We start from the raw sequence: 14,506 nt of genomic DNA, 5'->3' as shown, positions 1-14,506 counted from the left end.
GAAGGTCGGGCGCCGAAGGAGGCTGGTCATGAAGATCGACGCTGCCAGGGTGCGGTGGCTGCGACGTGCGAGTGCCACGTGCACCGTCATCGTGGCGATCGGTCTCGCCGGGTGCGCCGGTGACGTCAGCAGCGTCGATCGGGCGGAGGCGCAGGTCGCCGCGAAGGAGAAGGCCCTGACCGAGGCCCAGGCGCAGCTGACCGCTGCGTCGGACGCCTTCTGTGGGGCGAGCAAGGCCTACATCGCGGCGCTCGACCGTTATGGGGACGTGCTGAATGAGACCGCACCCACCGTCGGCGACGTGAGGGACGCTGGCGCGGACCTCACTGATCCACGCGAGGATGCGTTCGAGGGCGCCGAGGCCGCGGTCGACGCCCAGCGGGAGGTCGTGACTGCCGAACAGGAGTTGGAAGACGCGCGTGCCGCACTGGAGCAGGCGAATTCCGGCGCCTCGGCCGCCCCCGGCGAGCCTGATGCCGCCGACCCGACCTCCACTCCCCTCGCGCCGGCCGCAACCGTCGAACGGGTCACGCAGGCGGAGTCGGATTTCGACGCCGCGCTGAGCGGGATCACCGACGACACCCCCTTGACGGACGCATCCGAACAATTCAACAGCGCCGTGGTCGCGCTCGAGTTCGCCTGGCTGCGGCTCTTCGTCGACGCCGGCTGCGTCTCCGACGAGCAGACGGTGCATGCCCAGGCGGCCGCGAGCGCGTACACGACGGCGTTGCAGCAGGAGCTCGCCCAGGCGGGGTACTACGCCGGTGCGATCGACGGGCTGTACGGGCCGGAGACGGTCCGGGCGGTCGAGGCGCTGCAGGAAGCCAGCGGCCTGCCGGTCACCGGCACCGTCGACAACGCCACCGCCGAAGCGCTGCAGGCGGAGCTGCTGGCGCTCGGCGGAGCCGCCGCGCAGGAATCCATCGCCACCACGGCGGCCGTTCAGCAGACCCTGAAGCTGCTCGGATTCTGGGACGGCCCCGTGGACGGCATGTGGACACCGGCTCTGACCGAGGCGGTGCAATCACTGCAGGTTGAGCTGGGAGTCGAGCCGACCGGCGCGGTGGATGCCGCCACGATCAACGCCTTCCACACGGCCATCGAAGAGCTCGCGAATGCGGAATCGCCCGAGACCCCGGTTCCCGCTCCGTCGACCTCGGACGAGCCGTAGGCCGATCACATCGTCGCAGGGGCGCCCTGCTCGGCCGGTTCCGGCACGATGCTCAGCCCGTTGGGACCGCTCGCGACGAGCATGAGCTCTTCGACCCATTCCCGATTGATGCGTGGTGGACGGCTGCCGAAGAAGTGGAACTGGAGGGGCACCGAGGGGCTCATCCAGAAGCTCCGGTGCCCACTGCCGTCCGCGACTTCGACGTCGAACATGAACGACTCCGACCGACGGAGCTTGTTCATGATGACGATGCGCAGATGAGCGAGCGTGCGCTCCTCGATGTCGATCGCGGTCGTCGACGAGTCGTAGATGAACCGTGCCATGCGTCTCTCCAGGATCAGGCGTGCGGCTGCGGGACCGCACGCGTGGTGTCGACCGGGGTCTGAGCTCCGGTGTCGTGCTGTGCGACGAGAGCGATGCCACCCGAGGAGTTCGCGGACTGCGCGAGCTCCTCGATCCAGTCACGGCTCAACATCGAGGGTTCGGGATCGTCGAAGACGAAGCGCATGGGAATCGACGGATGGAGCCACAGCGTCGAGCGCCCTCGAGGCTCGTCGTCGGTGTGACGCCAGGACACCGTGAAGCTCTCACCGCGCCGCAGCTTGGTGACAGCGACCACCTTGAGGTGGGCGAGCGCGCGATCCTCGATCCGGATCGGCGTCGCCGACCCGCCGTAGTACATGGTTCCCATGGCGTGTCCTTGAAGATCTGGCTGCTTCGAGACCTCTGCTCGCTGCAGCCGCATGCTCGGGCCGTGCGGATGCTGATCGGCCCTGGAGGACCGCAGCGGGCCGCCCCGCGGAAGCGGGACGGCCGCTGGGTGAGGCCGTGGCTCAGAGGGCCACGCCGTTGACGAACACGCTGATCGCACCGGACGCGGTCACCGCGCCGGGGGTCACGTCGCCGTAGGCGAGGTCGCCATCGATGATGTCACCGGGGACAATGTCGCCGGCGACGATGTTGCCGTCGAGGGTGGCGAGGATCGTGACGTCTTCACTCACGGTGACGTCGCCCTCGGTGATGACGCTCTTGACACTGCCGGGGACGATGTTCTTGTTGCCCTCGACGCAGACGTCGGGGTTGGCGTTCGGGTCGGACTCGAACTCCTCGGCCCATGTCGTGGCGCCGAAGTTGAAGTCACCGATCCAGACGTAGGGCTGGAAGTCGTATGCCTCGAAATCGTACGCACCGAAGGAGTACTCCCCGAAGGAGTAGTCGCCGAGCGACGGGGTGCCGTAGGCGGGTTCGCCCTCAGCCACGAACTTCGGGTCGCCGGCGGCGAAGCCGGTCAGGGTGAAGCCGGTGATCTGGTTGCGCTGACGCGCGTCGTAGGCGACGGTCGCGGCGACCTTGCCGGTCAGGTCGCCGGCCCGGGTGCCCTCGCGGGTGCCGGTCGCGGTGCCCGTGCGGACACCTTCGCGGGTCCCCATCGCAGTGCCGACGCGCTCGGCGGTGCGGTCACCCGCGCGGGTGCCGGTCCGGACCTGCTGGACGCTGTTGCCGGTGGTCTTGGTGCAGGAGAGCGTCTGGATCATGACCTGCTCGGCGCCCTGTTTGCCGAGCTCGACGCCGTACTGGACGGCCGACTGCGTGCCCGACTGCGTGCCGGACTGGGTGACGCCCTGCGTCATGGCCTGGATGGCGTCCTGCGAGGTGGTGAACTTCAGGCTCTTCGCCTGGGCCTGCATCTGGGCGTTGTTGAGGCCCAGCGCGGTCTGCACGTCGCCCTTGCCGACGAAGCCGCTGCCGGCGCTGTCGATCGTGACGGCCGCCTGCGCGGCGCCGGCGCCGCCGAGGGCGAGGGCGGTCGTGGTGGCCGCGATGAGCGCGACCTTGCTGATGCGACGCATCTGATGTGTGTCCTAACTTCCGACTTTGGATAAGTGGGCCGCTCACTCCGTTGCAGCGGCCTCTATAGGCACTCTATATGAGTGCTATACTCATGACGAAGCCGCGGTGTGGTTCTTTCAGCGTTCTCTCTGGTAACCTTGCGGCCATGCCCCGTCCCTATGGAGACCCGGTTGAGATCGTGACCGCTCCGATTCCGGCGCAGTCACCGTTCATACCGCTGGACGCGAAGATCGTCATGGGTGCGGTGGCTCCCGCATCGCCTGAGCCGATTCCGCTGGTGCTGCTGCCGGGATTCGAGTACCGCCTGCGAGAGTGGCGTCATCCCGAGACTCACGCGAGCCACTGGGTGCTCGAGCGCAGGAAGTCCGGCCTGCGGAGCGAGGACGAAGAATAGGCCGACCGTGCAGAATCGCCTGCGGTCGGGGAACGCTGGGCGGGGTCCAGCAGCGGGTCAGACGGGCCGGCGCACGACGATGTAGGTATCGCGCTCCTCGGCGGCAGCGAAGCCTCGCGCGTCGAACAGTGACCGCGGTCCACAGAACGACGTCGAATCCTCGCCGGTGTCCGTCCGGCGCGGGTATCCCTCGACGTATCGTGCGCCGCGTGCGGCCCCGTCGGCGACGACGCGATCGAGAAGCGCCGATGACACGCCGTGGCGCCGGTAGGGCGGCGCGATGATGAAGCAGGACACGCCCACGACGGTGTCGGGCGCGGGGCCCTCAGGATCGACGCCGCTGTACTTCGCGTAGGTCGATCGCGGCGACGCGTTGACCCAGCCGGCCGGTCGGCCGTCGACGTAGGCGAGGTAGCCGAGCGTCGCTCCGGATCGCAGTCGCTCGATCATCTCCGCGCGTACGTCGCGCCAGGGTCGCTCAGGAACTTCGCCGGTATGGGGATGCAGGCAATAGCACGACCCCCAGTCCGGATTGTCGGGAAACGCTTCGCGGTCGAAGAACCGCAGCCAGTCATCGATGCGTTCCTCGGTGACGGGATGCACCTCGACCGAGCCGATCGACGGAAGCCGCCCGACGGGGCCGTCCTCGCGCACCGACGCCTCCGCGAAGTTGCGCGCCCAGATCCGCACCTCGTCTTCGGGGTACAGCACGTCGTGCGTGGCGCGGACATGTGCGACGAGCTGCTCGACCAGCGCGTCAAGCCCGTCGCCCTCGAATCGCGCGTCCTCTTCGAAGCACTCGATCCACATCGAGACACTGGGCGTCGTCACTTCTCCAGCCTCCTCCGCTACCCGATCGCCGTACCCGGAACGATGACGACCGGCACCGGCGCGTGACGGACGATCTTGGATGCACTCGAGCCGAGGAAGACCTGCGCGAGCCTATGCGTCGACGACGACCCCAGCACCATAAGGTCGCCGTCGGCCCACTCGACCCCAGTGACCGCTTCGCCCCAGTCCGAACCCTCCGCCATCGCCAGCTCCAGACCGTCGCCGGTGACCCCGATCGAATTCAGGTGGACCATTGCCTCGGCCTGCGCCGAGGCGGCCTGCACCCCCCACAGGTCGATGACCTGGGTCTCGGCATGGCTGACCGCGCTGGTGACCGGGCGCCGTGATGGGCGCACGAGGAAGGTGACCACGCGCAGTCTCGCCGACGCGCGCGTGCTGATCTCGGCCACTCGTGTGAGAAGCGACCAGCTCGCGTCGTCGTCTCGGAAGGCGACCGTGATCCGCGTCACTCCGTTCGAGGTGTTGTGTCCCCGCGGCGCGATGGCCACCGGCACCGTCGACGAATGGACCAGCCGGTCGGTCTTGGACGTCAGGCGGATGCGGCCCGGTTCGGCGTCGTCGCCCGAGGCCACCACGAGAATCTCGGCATCCCTTTTCGCCGCCTCTTCGAGGAGCGCCTGGGGCACCGACCGGCCGGCCACCCAGACCGCAGACCCGTCGATGTCCGGATGCTGCGCGAGGTCGGCGGCGGCGAGGGCTGCGCTGTCCGCCCCTTCGCCGGCCGCCCATTGCTCGTACTCCCGATCGGTTCCCGCTGCGAACGGCGTGCCCCACCCTCGCGGGACGACCGACACGGCGACCACAGGCTGGGGAAGGGACTTCGCCAGTTGGCAGGCGAGCTCGATGGCGCTGCGGTCGTGCTTGTGTGGCGCGTAGCCGACGACGTACGTCATACCTCGGCCTCGGGGTGGATCGGCTCCGAGATCTCTTCGTCGGAGGTGTAGTGGCTGAGCGTGGCGTGCCGGCGTCCGTAGAACAGATAGAAGGCGAAGACGATGGCGAGCCAGGTGACGCAGATGATCCACGTGATCGGCCGCAGGCTCGTGAGCACGTAGACGCACACCAGGACCGTCAGGATCGGCACCACCGGGTAGAACGGGACCTTGAACGGTCGCTCCAGGTCAGGGCGCCGGCGCCGCAGCACCATCAGCGAGATCGCGACGACGCTGAACGCGACCAGCGTTCCGAACGAGACGCTGTCCCACAGATAGTCGGAGGGCACGAACCCCGCGACCAGCGCGACGACGATCGCGACCACGACGGTGTTGAAGACCGGTGTGCCGTGCTTGGCGCTGACGGCGAGGAACTTCTTGGAGACCATGCCGTCGCGGGAGATCGAGAACAGGATGCGGGTCTGGCCGTACAGCGTCACGAGGGTGACGGAGAAGACCGAGACGACCGCGCCCGCGGCGAGGATCGTCGCCCAGATCGGCGTGCCGGTGACGAGCTCCATGATCTTCGCGAGACCGGCCTCGCCCGCTTCGGGGGTGGCGAACCACTCGACGGGCTGTGCCGCGAGCCCGGCGATGCACACCAGGACGTAGAAGACGGTGACGATGAGCAGCGCGCCGATGATGGCGCGGGGAATCGCCTTCTGCGGGTTCCTCACCTCCTCGCTCGCCGTGGCGACGGCATCCAGTCCTATGAAGGAGAAGAAGATCGTGCCGGCCGCCGCACTGATCCCCGCGGCCTGTGCGAAGAAGTTCGAGAAGTGGTCGGCGTTGAAGGCGGAGAACCCGATGACGATGAACATGGCCAGCACGCCGAGCTTGATGCAGACCATGACCGCATTGATCGTCGCGGACTCGGAGGCGCCGCGGATGAGGAGCAGCATGCACAGCAGCACCAGTACGACGGCCGGCAGGTTCACGATCCCACCGGTCGCTACGCCGTCATCCCCCGGCACGAAGGAGGCCGAGAGCTCCCTCGGCAGCTGGAACCCGAAGAGCTGATGCAGCAGTTCGTTGAAGTACCCGCTCCATCCGACGGCGACCGCGGAGACGGCCACGCCGTACTCGAGCAGCACGCATCCGCCGACGAGGATCGCCGCGCCCTCGCCGAGCGCGTGATACGTGAACGAGTAGCTCGAGCCGCTCACCGGGATGGATGACGAGAGCTCGGCGTAGCACACCGCGGCCAGCCCGGCCGCGATCGCCGCGAGGAGGAACGAGAAGATCACGGCTGGGCCAGCGACCGGGATCGCCTCGCTCAGCACGAAGAAGATGCCGGTGCCGACCGTGGCGCCGACCCCGAACATCATGAGCTGGAACGTGCCGAGGTTGCGCGTGAGCTCCTCGCCCGGATGGTGGCGGTGCTGGAAGATGATGGGCTTGCGCCGCAGCAGCTGTTTGCCGAGATCGGACATGTCGGACTCCGTCGCGTCGTCGCCCGCTCCACCGTCACGGGGTTGCCCAAGTCTGGTCCCCGCTCCGGCCCAGGGCAAGGCCGGTCCGGCCGGGCGTCAGCCGCCTGTCGTGCCTGCCGGGCGCCGGGAGATCGACTCGAGAGCGAACTCACGGACGGAGGCCGGACGTGTTGCCGCGCACGTGCTGAGCAGCGGCGCCGACATCCGCTCGTGCATCGTCACGGTCACGATGTCACCGCCATGGCCGAGGTCCACCCGCCATCCCCCTTGCGCCGTGCGCTCCTCTCGCAGCGGCGTGAACGCTCCGATCCGGGCATCGCCACTGCGCGAGCGCCCGAAGGATTCGGCTGCCTGCGTGACATTGCTGAGCGAACTGCGGCCACGGTAGTACTGATCGACGAGTTCGCCTTGGAGGTAGCGATCGATGATGGCAACGGCATCCGCTGTCGGCACTCGCCCGTAATACAAGCCGTGAGGCAGGACGATCATCGTCGCGGCGAAGCGATCGCCGCCGAGGTGCGAGCTCTCCCACGTCTCCTCGGGGAATGCGCCGGCGAGCGCCTTGGCGACCGGTCGACCGCGAACGGCGCAGCACTGGTCGTGTCGCGCGTGCGTGCACACCAGCACGACGGGCCGGTCGGATGCTGTGCCGGCCGTTCCGTCGAGCGGGATGTCGAGAAGTTCGGCCGGGTCCTCGACGACTCCCCAGCGCACCGACTCGAGGCCGGTACGGGCGTCGGCCACCGCCCACCGCCACCGCCGCTGGGAACGGCGCTCGTCCGCGCGACGGCCGTACCGCCGGATCGCGACGGTGCGCATGCCGGCGCCCTCGGCGCGCCGCACGAGCGCCCGCCCGATCGCCGGATCGAGGCGTGACTGGAAGAAGGCGTGCGCACCCCATGCGCCGTCGATCTCGACGAGCAGCCAGCGAGCGCCGAATCCGCCGGTGCCCGCGAGGGGATCGTCACGTTCGAGCGAGCGGTCGCTGCACGGCTCCCACGCGCCGGTCGGCTCGAACGTCGCGGGAAGCGCCGTCGCGCTCATGGACGACCGATCATCGGGGAACCAGCACGCCCTCGCGGAGCAGTCTGCGCGACACCACGAGCGACGAATTCGGGTCAAGCCCTGGCAGCGCCCCGGCGAGCTGGTCGCGCTCGCGGAGTGCATGGACAGCGGAGGAGGCCTCAGCGGGCAGCGCGATGGACTTGTCGGGGAGCACGATGCGCACCGTCCCCTGGTCATCTTCGATGCGCGCCTGGAGGGCGTTGCGCCATCCGAGGCTCGCGGCGGGATCGAGGCCTGTCAGCACGTCGATCGTGGCAAGCGGCCGCACCGGTTCCGGACGGACCGCCTCGTGGAATGCACGCCGCAGCGCCGCGGCGATCGGGCCGGCGCCCGAGGCCGCGTCGAGGATCGCGTGAGCGGCGGCGACGGTGGCCGCCAGGTCTGCATCGAGCGAAGAGGGGTCCGCATAGTCGATGCCGAGCGGCAGTGGATGTCGCAACGCCGCGTCGTCTCCCGCGTGCGCGAGCAGGCGGGAGAGCAGGTCGTGGCGCGTCGTCGCCCGCACTCCGATCGTCAGGTGGATGGATGTTCCGCCCTGCGCCACCGCCGAGTGGATCCATCCGCGGGGCAGATACAGCACGTCTCCGGGCTCGAAGACCGCATCGATCCGAGGCTGCGTGCGCGCGCGTTCGGCCACCGCCTCCCGGTGATCCGTCCACGGTTGGTCGGCGAGCGGATGCCGGTGCACCGGTTCATGGATCGTCCAGCGCTTCGCGCCCGCGATCTGGATCACGAACACGTCGTGCGTGTCGTAGTGCGGGTCGAACCCGCGCGACGACGCCGGAGTGACGTACGCGTTGACCTGCACGGGGTGACCGAGATCTGTGACCAGCTGCCGGGTGAATGCGGCGATCGGCTCCCACGTGCGGTGCAGTCCCTGCAGCACCAGCGTCGCGCCGCCGGCGAACTGCTCGAGCACCTTCGACGAGTCGAGCTGGTCTCCGATCTCTGCGCCGAATCCGCCGGACCCCGTGAACAGCGACGACGCCAGCACCGTGCCCTCAGAGGCCATCCGCGCGAACGGTGTGCGAAGGCCCCTCTCGGCTACGAGCTCGTCGACCGCCCTCGCGCTGAACAGGTCGCCGAACCCGGCTGCGCCGGGGGTGAGGAGCGGCTGCTCCCCCCAGTAGTCACGGCCGAACTCCGCCGTGGGAATCGCGGTGAGGCGCGCGAGCGCGGGTCGATCACCCGGTCCGCGCGAGGCGACCTCGCTCAAGCCGATCCGTCGGCACCGCCGTCATGACCACCGGTGTTCGCGCCGCCGTCCGCGGGTCCTTCGCCTGCGTCCGCGGATCCGTCGGCACCGCCGTCGTGACCGTCGGCGTTGGCGCCGCCGTCCGCTGGTCCTTCGCCTGCGTCCGCGGATCCGTCGGCACCGCCGTCATGACCGCTCGGGTTCGCCCCGCCGTCCGCCGGCCCCTCGCCGGGTGTGCCGGTGGTCGTGATGTCGTCGTCGTTGATGCTCATGTGCAGCCTTTCAGAATGGATGTGGCGCGATTGGATGTGGCGAGGTTGGGCCGTTTGCGACAATACCCGGGCCGCCTCGCCCCAACGAGGCCTTGACATCGCCCCTCGCTCTCGGGGTCCGAGGCGGATGTGGTCGGTCAGCCCCAGGTGTGCACGGGCTGGTTCGTGTGCATCCCTTCCCGGTACTCCAGCAGGGTGGCTCGCAGGGCGTCGTAACGCTCCATGCGCGAGCGGCGATGCATCCTGTCGACGAACCACTCCGCGCCGGTGATCCCGGTGAGGCACCGCTGCTCGATGATGCCGAGCAGCCGTTCCCGCTCGGATGCCGGAACTCCCCACGCCTCGAGGCCCGTGTGCGCGAGAGGCAGGAGTCTGCGCAGGACCAGCTCGGTGACGGGCACCTGTCCGACGCCGGGCCAGTAGATCTGCGCATCGATCCCGTGGCGCGCGGCGGTGTGGAAGTTCTCCTCGGCCGCGGCGAAGGACATCTGCGACCACAGCGGTCGCCCGCTGTGAGCCAGCGAGCGCACGAGTCCGAAGTAGAAGGCCGCGTTCGCCACGATGTCGGCCACCGTCGGGCCGGCCGCAAGCAGCCGGTTCTCGACCCGGAGGTGGGGCACGCCCTGAGAGATGTCGTAGACGGGTCTGTTCCACCGGTAGATGGTGCCGTTGTGCAGCCGAAGCTCGGCGAGCTTCGGCGTGCCTCCCGACTCGAGGACCTCCACCGGGTCTTCGTCGTCGACGATGGGCAGCAGGGCCGGGAAGTACCGGACGTTCTCTTCGAAGAGGTCGAACACGGAGGTGATCCAACGTTCGCCGAACCACACGCGCGGGCGCACGCCTTGTGCCTTCAGCTCCTCGCTGCGGGTGTCCGTTGCCTGCTCGAACAGCGGGATGCGGGTCTCGCGCCAGAGCTCCCGACCCAGCAGGTAGGGCGAGTTCGCCGACACCGCCAGCTGCACGCCCGCGATCGCCTGCGATGCGTTCCAGTACGCCGCGAACGACTCCGGCGACGTCTGCAGGTGGAACTGCGTGCTCGTGCAGGCAGCCTCGGGCACGATCGAGTCAGCGGTCGTGACCAGCTTCTCGCGTCCGGCGATGGAGATCGAGATGTCCTCGCCGCGCGCATCCAGGATCTGGTCGTTCAGCAGCGCGTACCGCGGGTTGGAGCTGATGCTGTTCCGTCCGAGATGCTTCTGCGCGAGCGTCGGCAGGATGCCGATCATGACCTGGTGGGCCCCGACGGTCGAAGAGCGCTCCTCGGCGTTGTTCAGGCTGGCTCGCAGCGTGTCTTCGAAAGTGGAGAGCCCGCCATCGCGAAGCCGCGCCGGCGGCACGTTGATCTCGATGTTGAAGCGACCCAACTCGGTCTGGAAAGCCGGATCGGCGATGGCCTGCAGGGCCTCGGCGTTTCGCATCGCCGGGTCGCCGACATCGTCGATGAGGTTCAGCTCGACCTCGAGTCCGGTCAGCGGGTCGTCGGTGTCGAATCGCGCCTCCCGCAGCATCCGCGCGAACACGTCCAGGTTGCGCCGCACCTTCTCCCGGTGGCGGGTCCGGTCGGCACGAGTGAACTCCTGCGGCGCGACGTCTTCACCCATGACGGCACAATAGACCCGCCGCGGTCAGCCAGGAACGGCCTAGCGGACACCGCCGGACGTGTGCTCAGCGGGCGGTGGCGATGTGACGTGATTCGTGACCGTATCAAGAGGGCACCGGTCGCCCTCTCTCTGTGTACAAGCACGAGGCGCAAGGAACTCAGAGGACCGAGTTCGATCCACCTTCGTGGTCCGCAGTCTCCACATCAACAACAGGGAATCCGCTCACGCGCTCCAGATGGAGCCTTCCACCTCGAACGCCCGGACGGATCCCGCCCCATCCCGCGAAAGGGTGTGACTCATGGACGAGCCACCCGTCGACATCGTCGACCGACACCGTACCGACGTCGCGAGCGAAGCCCGCGAGTACTGCGACGCCTGCGCCGGCACCGGCGCCCACGTCGAAGCGTTCGTGTTCGCCGAGCTTCCCTCGGGACTCTCGGTCGCCTACTGCGCTCACCATGGCACGCGGTACCTCCGACGGCTCCGTGAGGTCGCGCTGGTCCTCATCGACCACCGGCATCTCGTGGCGTCCTGACTGCAGGGAACGATGCGACACGCATCCGGCCCACGCGGGCGTCGGGCCTCACGCGCTCGCGGGATGAGAGCTATCCTCCCGTCATGGTCAGCCACGCCGACAAGCCCGAGTTGCATGTGGACACGGTCGCGGACTGGGAAGCGTGGTTGGACTCGGACCCGGACCCGGTCGGGGTCCGGCTGCGACTGCGGAAGAAGGCGACGACCCAACCCGGGATCACGTACGCCGAGGCCCTCGATATCGCGCTGTGCTTCGGGTGGATCGATGGGCAGTCGCACTCCCTTGATGCCGACTACTTCCTCCAGACCTTCACGCCGCGGCGACCGCGAAGCATCTGGTCGAAGGTCAACATCGGTCACGTGACCCGGCTGATCGACGAAGGTCGCATGCGGCCGCAAGGCCAGCTCGAGATCGAACGGGCGAAGGCGGACGGGCGATGGGACCGCGCTTATCGCCAACGCGACGGCGAGCTCCCCGTGGAACTGCAGGAAGCACTGGACGCGAACCCGGAGGTCGCCAAGGCCTTCGCGTCCCAGTCGGCGCAGAACCGATTCGCGATGGCCTTCCGCGTGGCGAACCTCAAGCGACCGGCTTCGCGAGCGGCACGCGTCGCCGAATACGTCGAGATGCTGAAACGCGGCGAGAGCCTTTACTGACGCGCTCTTAGATTCCAGGGAATATAGTTCCCGGTGATGCAGTTTTTATAGATCATGGACTTCTTCACTTCGCTTGTTCGCTACGAGATCGACCTGTGGAACGCCATCGAGGACGCCCTGCGGAGTCAGGGTCAGATCGGCTTGGCCCGATTGCAGGCGGTCAGCGTTCTCGCGGAACACGCCGGTGCCGGCCGGGTGCACGACATCAGCGGGGAGATCGGGATCACGGTCGGGGCGGCGAGCAAGCTGGTCGACCGTCTGGAGCGGGATGGGCTCGCCGTGCGCAGCCCCAATCCGGACGATCGACGGTCATCCTTGATCGCGTTGACCGCCGACGGCACGCGCGCACTGCACGCGGCCGCCGATGTGCGGGACACCGTTCTCGGGGCCGTCATCGATCCTGACGCCGAGCGAAGTGCGTTGTCCGCCATTGCGGCTCTGCAGTCCAGGCTGGACGAGTATAAGAAGGCGGGCGCGGCATGAGCGCGTCGATGCGCGCCGTCGTCGTGGACCAGCCGGGGCCGCCGGAGGCGTTGCGAGTCCGCGAGGTCCCTAAGCCGACCGCCGCGGAGGGTCAGGTCCTGATCCGGGTCGCGGCGTTCGGCTTGAACCGCTCGGAGCTGCACTTCCGCCAGGGGGTCGCGTACAGCGGAAGCTTCCCCCGCATCCCCGGTATCGAGGCCGCCGGTGTGGTGGAAGAGGCGCCGGGTGGCGAGTTCCCACGGGGCACGCAGGTCGTCACGATGATGGGCGGGATGGGTCGCGACTTCGACGGAGGGTATGCGGAGTACGTCCTCGTCCCCGCGCGCCAGGTGATCGCCTTCACCAGCGATCTGCCGTGGCACGTTGTCGGTGCCGTTCCGGAGATGCTGCAGACCGCCAACGGGTCGCTGACCGCCGGACTGGACGCGCGCGAGGGGCAGAGCGTCCTGATCCGCGGCGGCACGTCATCCATCGGGCTGGCCGCCACTGTGCTGGCGAAGCTGCGAGGGATGACGGTGTACGCCACCACCCGCCGCGACGCTGCCCGCCCGCTGCTGGAAGTGACAGGCGCCGACCACGTGCTCATCGATGACGGGGATATCGCCTCCCGAGTGCGCCGCATCGAGCCTGCCGGCCGCGCGACCGTGCCGATCGGACGCGTCTACAGGATGCACGAGATCGCGCGGGCCCACCACGACATGGAAGAGGGAACCGTGGGCGGCAAGGCGGTGGTGCTGACATGATCCCCCCTCTCGAGATCTGGCACGCCCGCCACATCGCCCTCGCCCGCGCCGCCGCACGTGAGCGCGAACCGGTTATCGACGACGAGGAGACGCGCGAACGAGCACCAGGCGCCCCGAGCCGGCCCGCGAATTCATCCGGAGAAGACCACCGCGACCTCGTCGCACCACGCGAGACCGTGAAGGGGAACTCATGAGCAGCGCACCGACCATCGCCATCACCGGAGCTACCGGCGTCGTCGGCGGCCACGTCGCACGAGAGCTCGCCCACCGAGGCGTGCCTCAGCGTCTCCTGGTCCGAACGCCCGACACGGCCCGTCAGCTCCCGGCGGCGCCCGTCTTCCGATCCAGCTACAGCGACCAGGACGCAGCCCGCTCTGCGCTCGAGGGGGTCGACACTCTTTTCATGGTGTCGGCACACGAGAGCCCCGACCGCATCGACCAGCACAGGTCATTCGTCGACGCCGCGGTCTCGGCTGGGGTGACGCACATCGTCTACACATCCTTCGCCGCAGCGGCACCCGATGCGACGTTCACCCTCGCCCGCGACCACTGGGCGACGGAGCAATACATCCGGGCCTCAGGGCTCACGTGGACGTTCCTCCGCGACAGCTTCTACCTCGACTTCATGGAGGCCCTCGTCGGTGACGACGGAGTCATCCGCGGTCCGGCCGGGCAAGGGCGCACTTCTTTCGTCGCCCGCGCGGATGTCGGCCGCACAGCAGCAGCAACGATCCTCGACCCCTCCGCGCGCGCCGGCCGCGTCTACGACCTCACCGGTCCGGTGGCGCTCACCCTGGCCGAGGTGGCCGCCACCATCGGCCGCATCCGCGGACGCGACGTCACCTTCCACGACGAAACGACCGAGGAGGCCTACGCCTCCCGCGCAAGCTACGGCGCGCCCGGCTGGCAGGTCGATGCCTGGGTCACCACCTACACCGCCATCCGCAGCAACATCATGGCTCCCGTCAGCTCAGCCATCGAGGACATCACCGGCAGGGCCCCGATCGACCTCGAGACGCACCTCCGATCCACCCCACGCTGACGCAGGCATGAAAGGTGCGTGGAGCACGGGGGTCAGCCTCCGACGTGTATGACGGGCCGGTCCATCGGGTCGCTGTCGTTCGCTCGGAGGATCTCGCGCACCACGGGTGCCGTGTCGCCGCGGCCGAGGAGGAGGTAGCGTCCCGACGGCCCAAGCTGAGAGCTTCGCTCAACTCCGATGCGCCTTCTCGGCCTCGACAGGCCGAGGCGGATCCGCCTACGCGCGTATCTGTGGGATTGATCGATCGTCACGGGGCTTCGGGCCAACTTCTTTGGGCAAAC

18 protein-coding genes are annotated in these 14,506 nt (G+C 68.6%); 8 read left to right on the top strand and 10 right to left on the bottom strand.

All coding sequences use genetic code 11. The features are described 5' to 3' along the window. Window positions 1-28 precede the first annotated feature (28 nt). The gene (locus tag ACPW96_RS03965) at window positions 29-1,171 is read left to right on the top strand and encodes a peptidoglycan-binding protein (protein ID WP_425882092.1); all 1,143 of its coding nucleotides are present in this window, start codon (window positions 29-31) and stop codon (window positions 1,169-1,171) included. A 5-nt stretch (window positions 1,172-1,176) separates the two neighbouring features. Here the strand turns inward: ACPW96_RS03965 and ACPW96_RS03960 are convergent, their stop codons facing one another. The 3 genes from ACPW96_RS03960 to ACPW96_RS03950 form a co-directional block, all read right to left on the bottom strand. Continuing rightward, window positions 1,177-1,494, bottom strand: a complete 318-nt coding sequence (locus ACPW96_RS03960; RefSeq protein ID WP_425882091.1) for a hypothetical protein — start codon at window positions 1,492-1,494, stop codon at window positions 1,177-1,179. Between the two features lie 14 nt (window positions 1,495-1,508). After that, window positions 1,509-1,862 (bottom strand): hypothetical protein, encoded by a 354-nt coding sequence (locus ACPW96_RS03955; RefSeq protein ID WP_425818897.1) that lies wholly within the window; start codon window positions 1,860-1,862, stop codon window positions 1,509-1,511. 142 nt (window positions 1,863-2,004) lie between these two features. Further along, window positions 2,005-3,021 carry a hypothetical protein gene (locus ACPW96_RS03950; RefSeq protein ID WP_425882090.1) on the bottom strand — a complete coding sequence of 339 codons (1,017 nt, stop codon included), beginning with the start codon at window positions 3,019-3,021 and terminating at the stop codon, window positions 2,005-2,007. 146 nt (window positions 3,022-3,167) lie between these two features. Here ACPW96_RS03950 and ACPW96_RS03945 point away from each other — a divergent pair, with 146 nt between their 5' ends. Beyond that, window positions 3,168-3,416: a hypothetical protein gene (locus ACPW96_RS03945; RefSeq protein WP_425818901.1), complete on the top strand. Its 249-nt coding sequence runs from the start codon at window positions 3,168-3,170 to the stop codon at window positions 3,414-3,416. A gap of 57 nt (window positions 3,417-3,473) precedes the next feature. On the opposite strand, the gene ACPW96_RS03940 is transcribed toward ACPW96_RS03945, so the two are convergent. The 7 genes from ACPW96_RS03940 to ACPW96_RS03910 all read right to left on the bottom strand — a co-directional run bounded on the left by ACPW96_RS03940 (window position 3,474) and on the right by ACPW96_RS03910 (window position 10,766). Beyond that, window positions 3,474-4,247 carry a GNAT family N-acetyltransferase gene (locus ACPW96_RS03940; protein WP_425882089.1) on the bottom strand — a complete coding sequence of 258 codons (774 nt, stop codon included), beginning with the start codon at window positions 4,245-4,247 and terminating at the stop codon, window positions 3,474-3,476. A 17-nt stretch (window positions 4,248-4,264) separates the two neighbouring features. Beyond that, window positions 4,265-5,161 carry a universal stress protein gene (locus ACPW96_RS03935; protein WP_425882088.1) on the bottom strand — a complete coding sequence of 299 codons (897 nt, stop codon included), beginning with the start codon at window positions 5,159-5,161 and terminating at the stop codon, window positions 4,265-4,267. Beyond that, window positions 5,158-6,633 carry an APC family permease gene (locus ACPW96_RS03930; RefSeq protein WP_425882087.1) on the bottom strand — a complete coding sequence of 492 codons (1,476 nt, stop codon included), beginning with the start codon at window positions 6,631-6,633 and terminating at the stop codon, window positions 5,158-5,160. The genes ACPW96_RS03935 and ACPW96_RS03930 overlap by 4 nt, the downstream gene beginning before the upstream one ends. Window positions 6,634-6,729: 96 nt before the next feature. After that, window positions 6,730-7,677: a sucrase ferredoxin gene (locus ACPW96_RS03925; RefSeq protein WP_425882086.1), complete on the bottom strand. Its 948-nt coding sequence runs from the start codon at window positions 7,675-7,677 to the stop codon at window positions 6,730-6,732. A 10-nt stretch (window positions 7,678-7,687) separates the two neighbouring features. Further along, a complete protein-coding gene (locus ACPW96_RS03920; protein ID WP_425882085.1) occupies window positions 7,688-8,914 on the bottom strand; it encodes a cupin domain-containing protein in 1,227 nt (408 codons plus the stop codon). Then, on the bottom strand, window positions 8,911-9,165 hold the full coding sequence (locus ACPW96_RS03915) for a BatC protein (RefSeq protein WP_425818913.1): 255 nt from the start codon (window positions 9,163-9,165) through the stop codon (window positions 8,911-8,913). Before ACPW96_RS03915 ends, ACPW96_RS03920 begins: the two co-directional genes overlap by 4 nt. A 137-nt stretch (window positions 9,166-9,302) precedes the next feature. Then, window positions 9,303-10,766, bottom strand: coding sequence for a glutamate-cysteine ligase family protein (locus tag ACPW96_RS03910; protein ID WP_425818915.1), 1,464 nt, complete (start codon window positions 10,764-10,766; stop codon window positions 9,303-9,305). Window positions 10,767-11,064: 298 nt separating this feature from the next. Between ACPW96_RS03910 and ACPW96_RS03905 the strand changes: the two genes are divergently transcribed. The 6 genes from ACPW96_RS03905 to ACPW96_RS03880 all read left to right on the top strand — a co-directional run bounded on the left by ACPW96_RS03905 (window position 11,065) and on the right by ACPW96_RS03880 (window position 14,225). Further along, entirely contained in the window at window positions 11,065-11,301 is a 237-nt protein-coding gene (locus tag ACPW96_RS03905; protein WP_425882084.1) for a DUF7455 domain-containing protein, read from the top strand. An 83-nt stretch (window positions 11,302-11,384) separates the two neighbouring features. Beyond that, the gene (locus tag ACPW96_RS03900; RefSeq protein ID WP_425882083.1) at window positions 11,385-11,957 is read left to right on the top strand and encodes a YdeI/OmpD-associated family protein; all 573 of its coding nucleotides are present in this window, start codon (window positions 11,385-11,387) and stop codon (window positions 11,955-11,957) included. 54 nt (window positions 11,958-12,011) lie between these two features. Next, window positions 12,012-12,440 (top strand): MarR family winged helix-turn-helix transcriptional regulator, encoded by a 429-nt coding sequence (locus ACPW96_RS03895; protein WP_425882082.1) that lies wholly within the window; start codon window positions 12,012-12,014, stop codon window positions 12,438-12,440. After that, window positions 12,437-13,183 carry an alcohol dehydrogenase catalytic domain-containing protein gene (locus ACPW96_RS03890; RefSeq protein WP_425882081.1) on the top strand — a complete coding sequence of 249 codons (747 nt, stop codon included), beginning with the start codon at window positions 12,437-12,439 and terminating at the stop codon, window positions 13,181-13,183. Before ACPW96_RS03895 ends, ACPW96_RS03890 begins: the two co-directional genes overlap by 4 nt. After that, window positions 13,180-13,377 (top strand): hypothetical protein, encoded by a 198-nt coding sequence (locus tag ACPW96_RS03885; RefSeq protein ID WP_425882080.1) that lies wholly within the window; start codon window positions 13,180-13,182, stop codon window positions 13,375-13,377. The genes ACPW96_RS03890 and ACPW96_RS03885 overlap by 4 nt, the downstream gene beginning before the upstream one ends. After that, on the top strand, window positions 13,374-14,225 hold the full coding sequence (locus ACPW96_RS03880; protein ID WP_425882079.1) for an SDR family oxidoreductase: 852 nt from the start codon (window positions 13,374-13,376) through the stop codon (window positions 14,223-14,225). The genes ACPW96_RS03885 and ACPW96_RS03880 overlap by 4 nt, the downstream gene beginning before the upstream one ends. Window positions 14,226-14,506: the final 281 nt, after the last annotated feature.

Source organism: Micromonospora sp. DT81.3, assembly GCF_049847225.1.
In the GTDB taxonomy this organism is placed as follows: Bacteria; Actinomycetota; Actinomycetes; order Actinomycetales; family Microbacteriaceae; genus Microbacterium.
Note: the sequence above shows the minus strand (reverse complement) of the source record. Positions and strands in the feature narration are given on the sequence as shown.

Coding starts and splice junctions, on each gene's coding strand:
- ACPW96_RS03965 (WP_425882092.1), top strand. CDS start 29: ATGAAGATCGACGCTGCCAGGGTGCGGTGGCTGCGACGTGCGAGTGCC.
- ACPW96_RS03960 (WP_425882091.1), bottom strand. CDS start 1,494: ATGGCACGGTTCATCTACGACTCGTCGACGACCGCGATCGACATCGAG.
- ACPW96_RS03955 (WP_425818897.1), bottom strand. CDS start 1,862: ATGGGAACCATGTACTACGGCGGGTCGGCGACGCCGATCCGGATCGAG.
- ACPW96_RS03950 (WP_425882090.1), bottom strand. CDS start 3,021: ATGCGTCGCATCAGCAAGGTCGCGCTCATCGCGGCCACCACGACCGCC.
- ACPW96_RS03945 (WP_425818901.1), top strand. CDS start 3,168: ATGCCCCGTCCCTATGGAGACCCGGTTGAGATCGTGACCGCTCCGATT.
- ACPW96_RS03935 (WP_425882088.1), bottom strand. CDS start 5,161: ATGACGTACGTCGTCGGCTACGCGCCACACAAGCACGACCGCAGCGCC.
- ACPW96_RS03930 (WP_425882087.1), bottom strand. CDS start 6,633: ATGTCCGATCTCGGCAAACAGCTGCTGCGGCGCAAGCCCATCATCTTC.
- ACPW96_RS03925 (WP_425882086.1), bottom strand. CDS start 7,677: ATGAGCGCGACGGCGCTTCCCGCGACGTTCGAGCCGACCGGCGCGTGG.
- ACPW96_RS03915 (WP_425818913.1), bottom strand. CDS start 9,165: ATGAGCATCAACGACGACGACATCACGACCACCGGCACACCCGGCGAG.
- ACPW96_RS03910 (WP_425818915.1), bottom strand. CDS start 10,766: ATGGGTGAAGACGTCGCGCCGCAGGAGTTCACTCGTGCCGACCGGACC.
- ACPW96_RS03905 (WP_425882084.1), top strand. CDS start 11,065: ATGGACGAGCCACCCGTCGACATCGTCGACCGACACCGTACCGACGTC.
- ACPW96_RS03900 (WP_425882083.1), top strand. CDS start 11,385: ATGGTCAGCCACGCCGACAAGCCCGAGTTGCATGTGGACACGGTCGCG.
- ACPW96_RS03895 (WP_425882082.1), top strand. CDS start 12,012: ATGGACTTCTTCACTTCGCTTGTTCGCTACGAGATCGACCTGTGGAAC.
- ACPW96_RS03890 (WP_425882081.1), top strand. CDS start 12,437: ATGAGCGCGTCGATGCGCGCCGTCGTCGTGGACCAGCCGGGGCCGCCG.
- ACPW96_RS03885 (WP_425882080.1), top strand. CDS start 13,180: ATGATCCCCCCTCTCGAGATCTGGCACGCCCGCCACATCGCCCTCGCC.
- ACPW96_RS03880 (WP_425882079.1), top strand. CDS start 13,374: ATGAGCAGCGCACCGACCATCGCCATCACCGGAGCTACCGGCGTCGTC.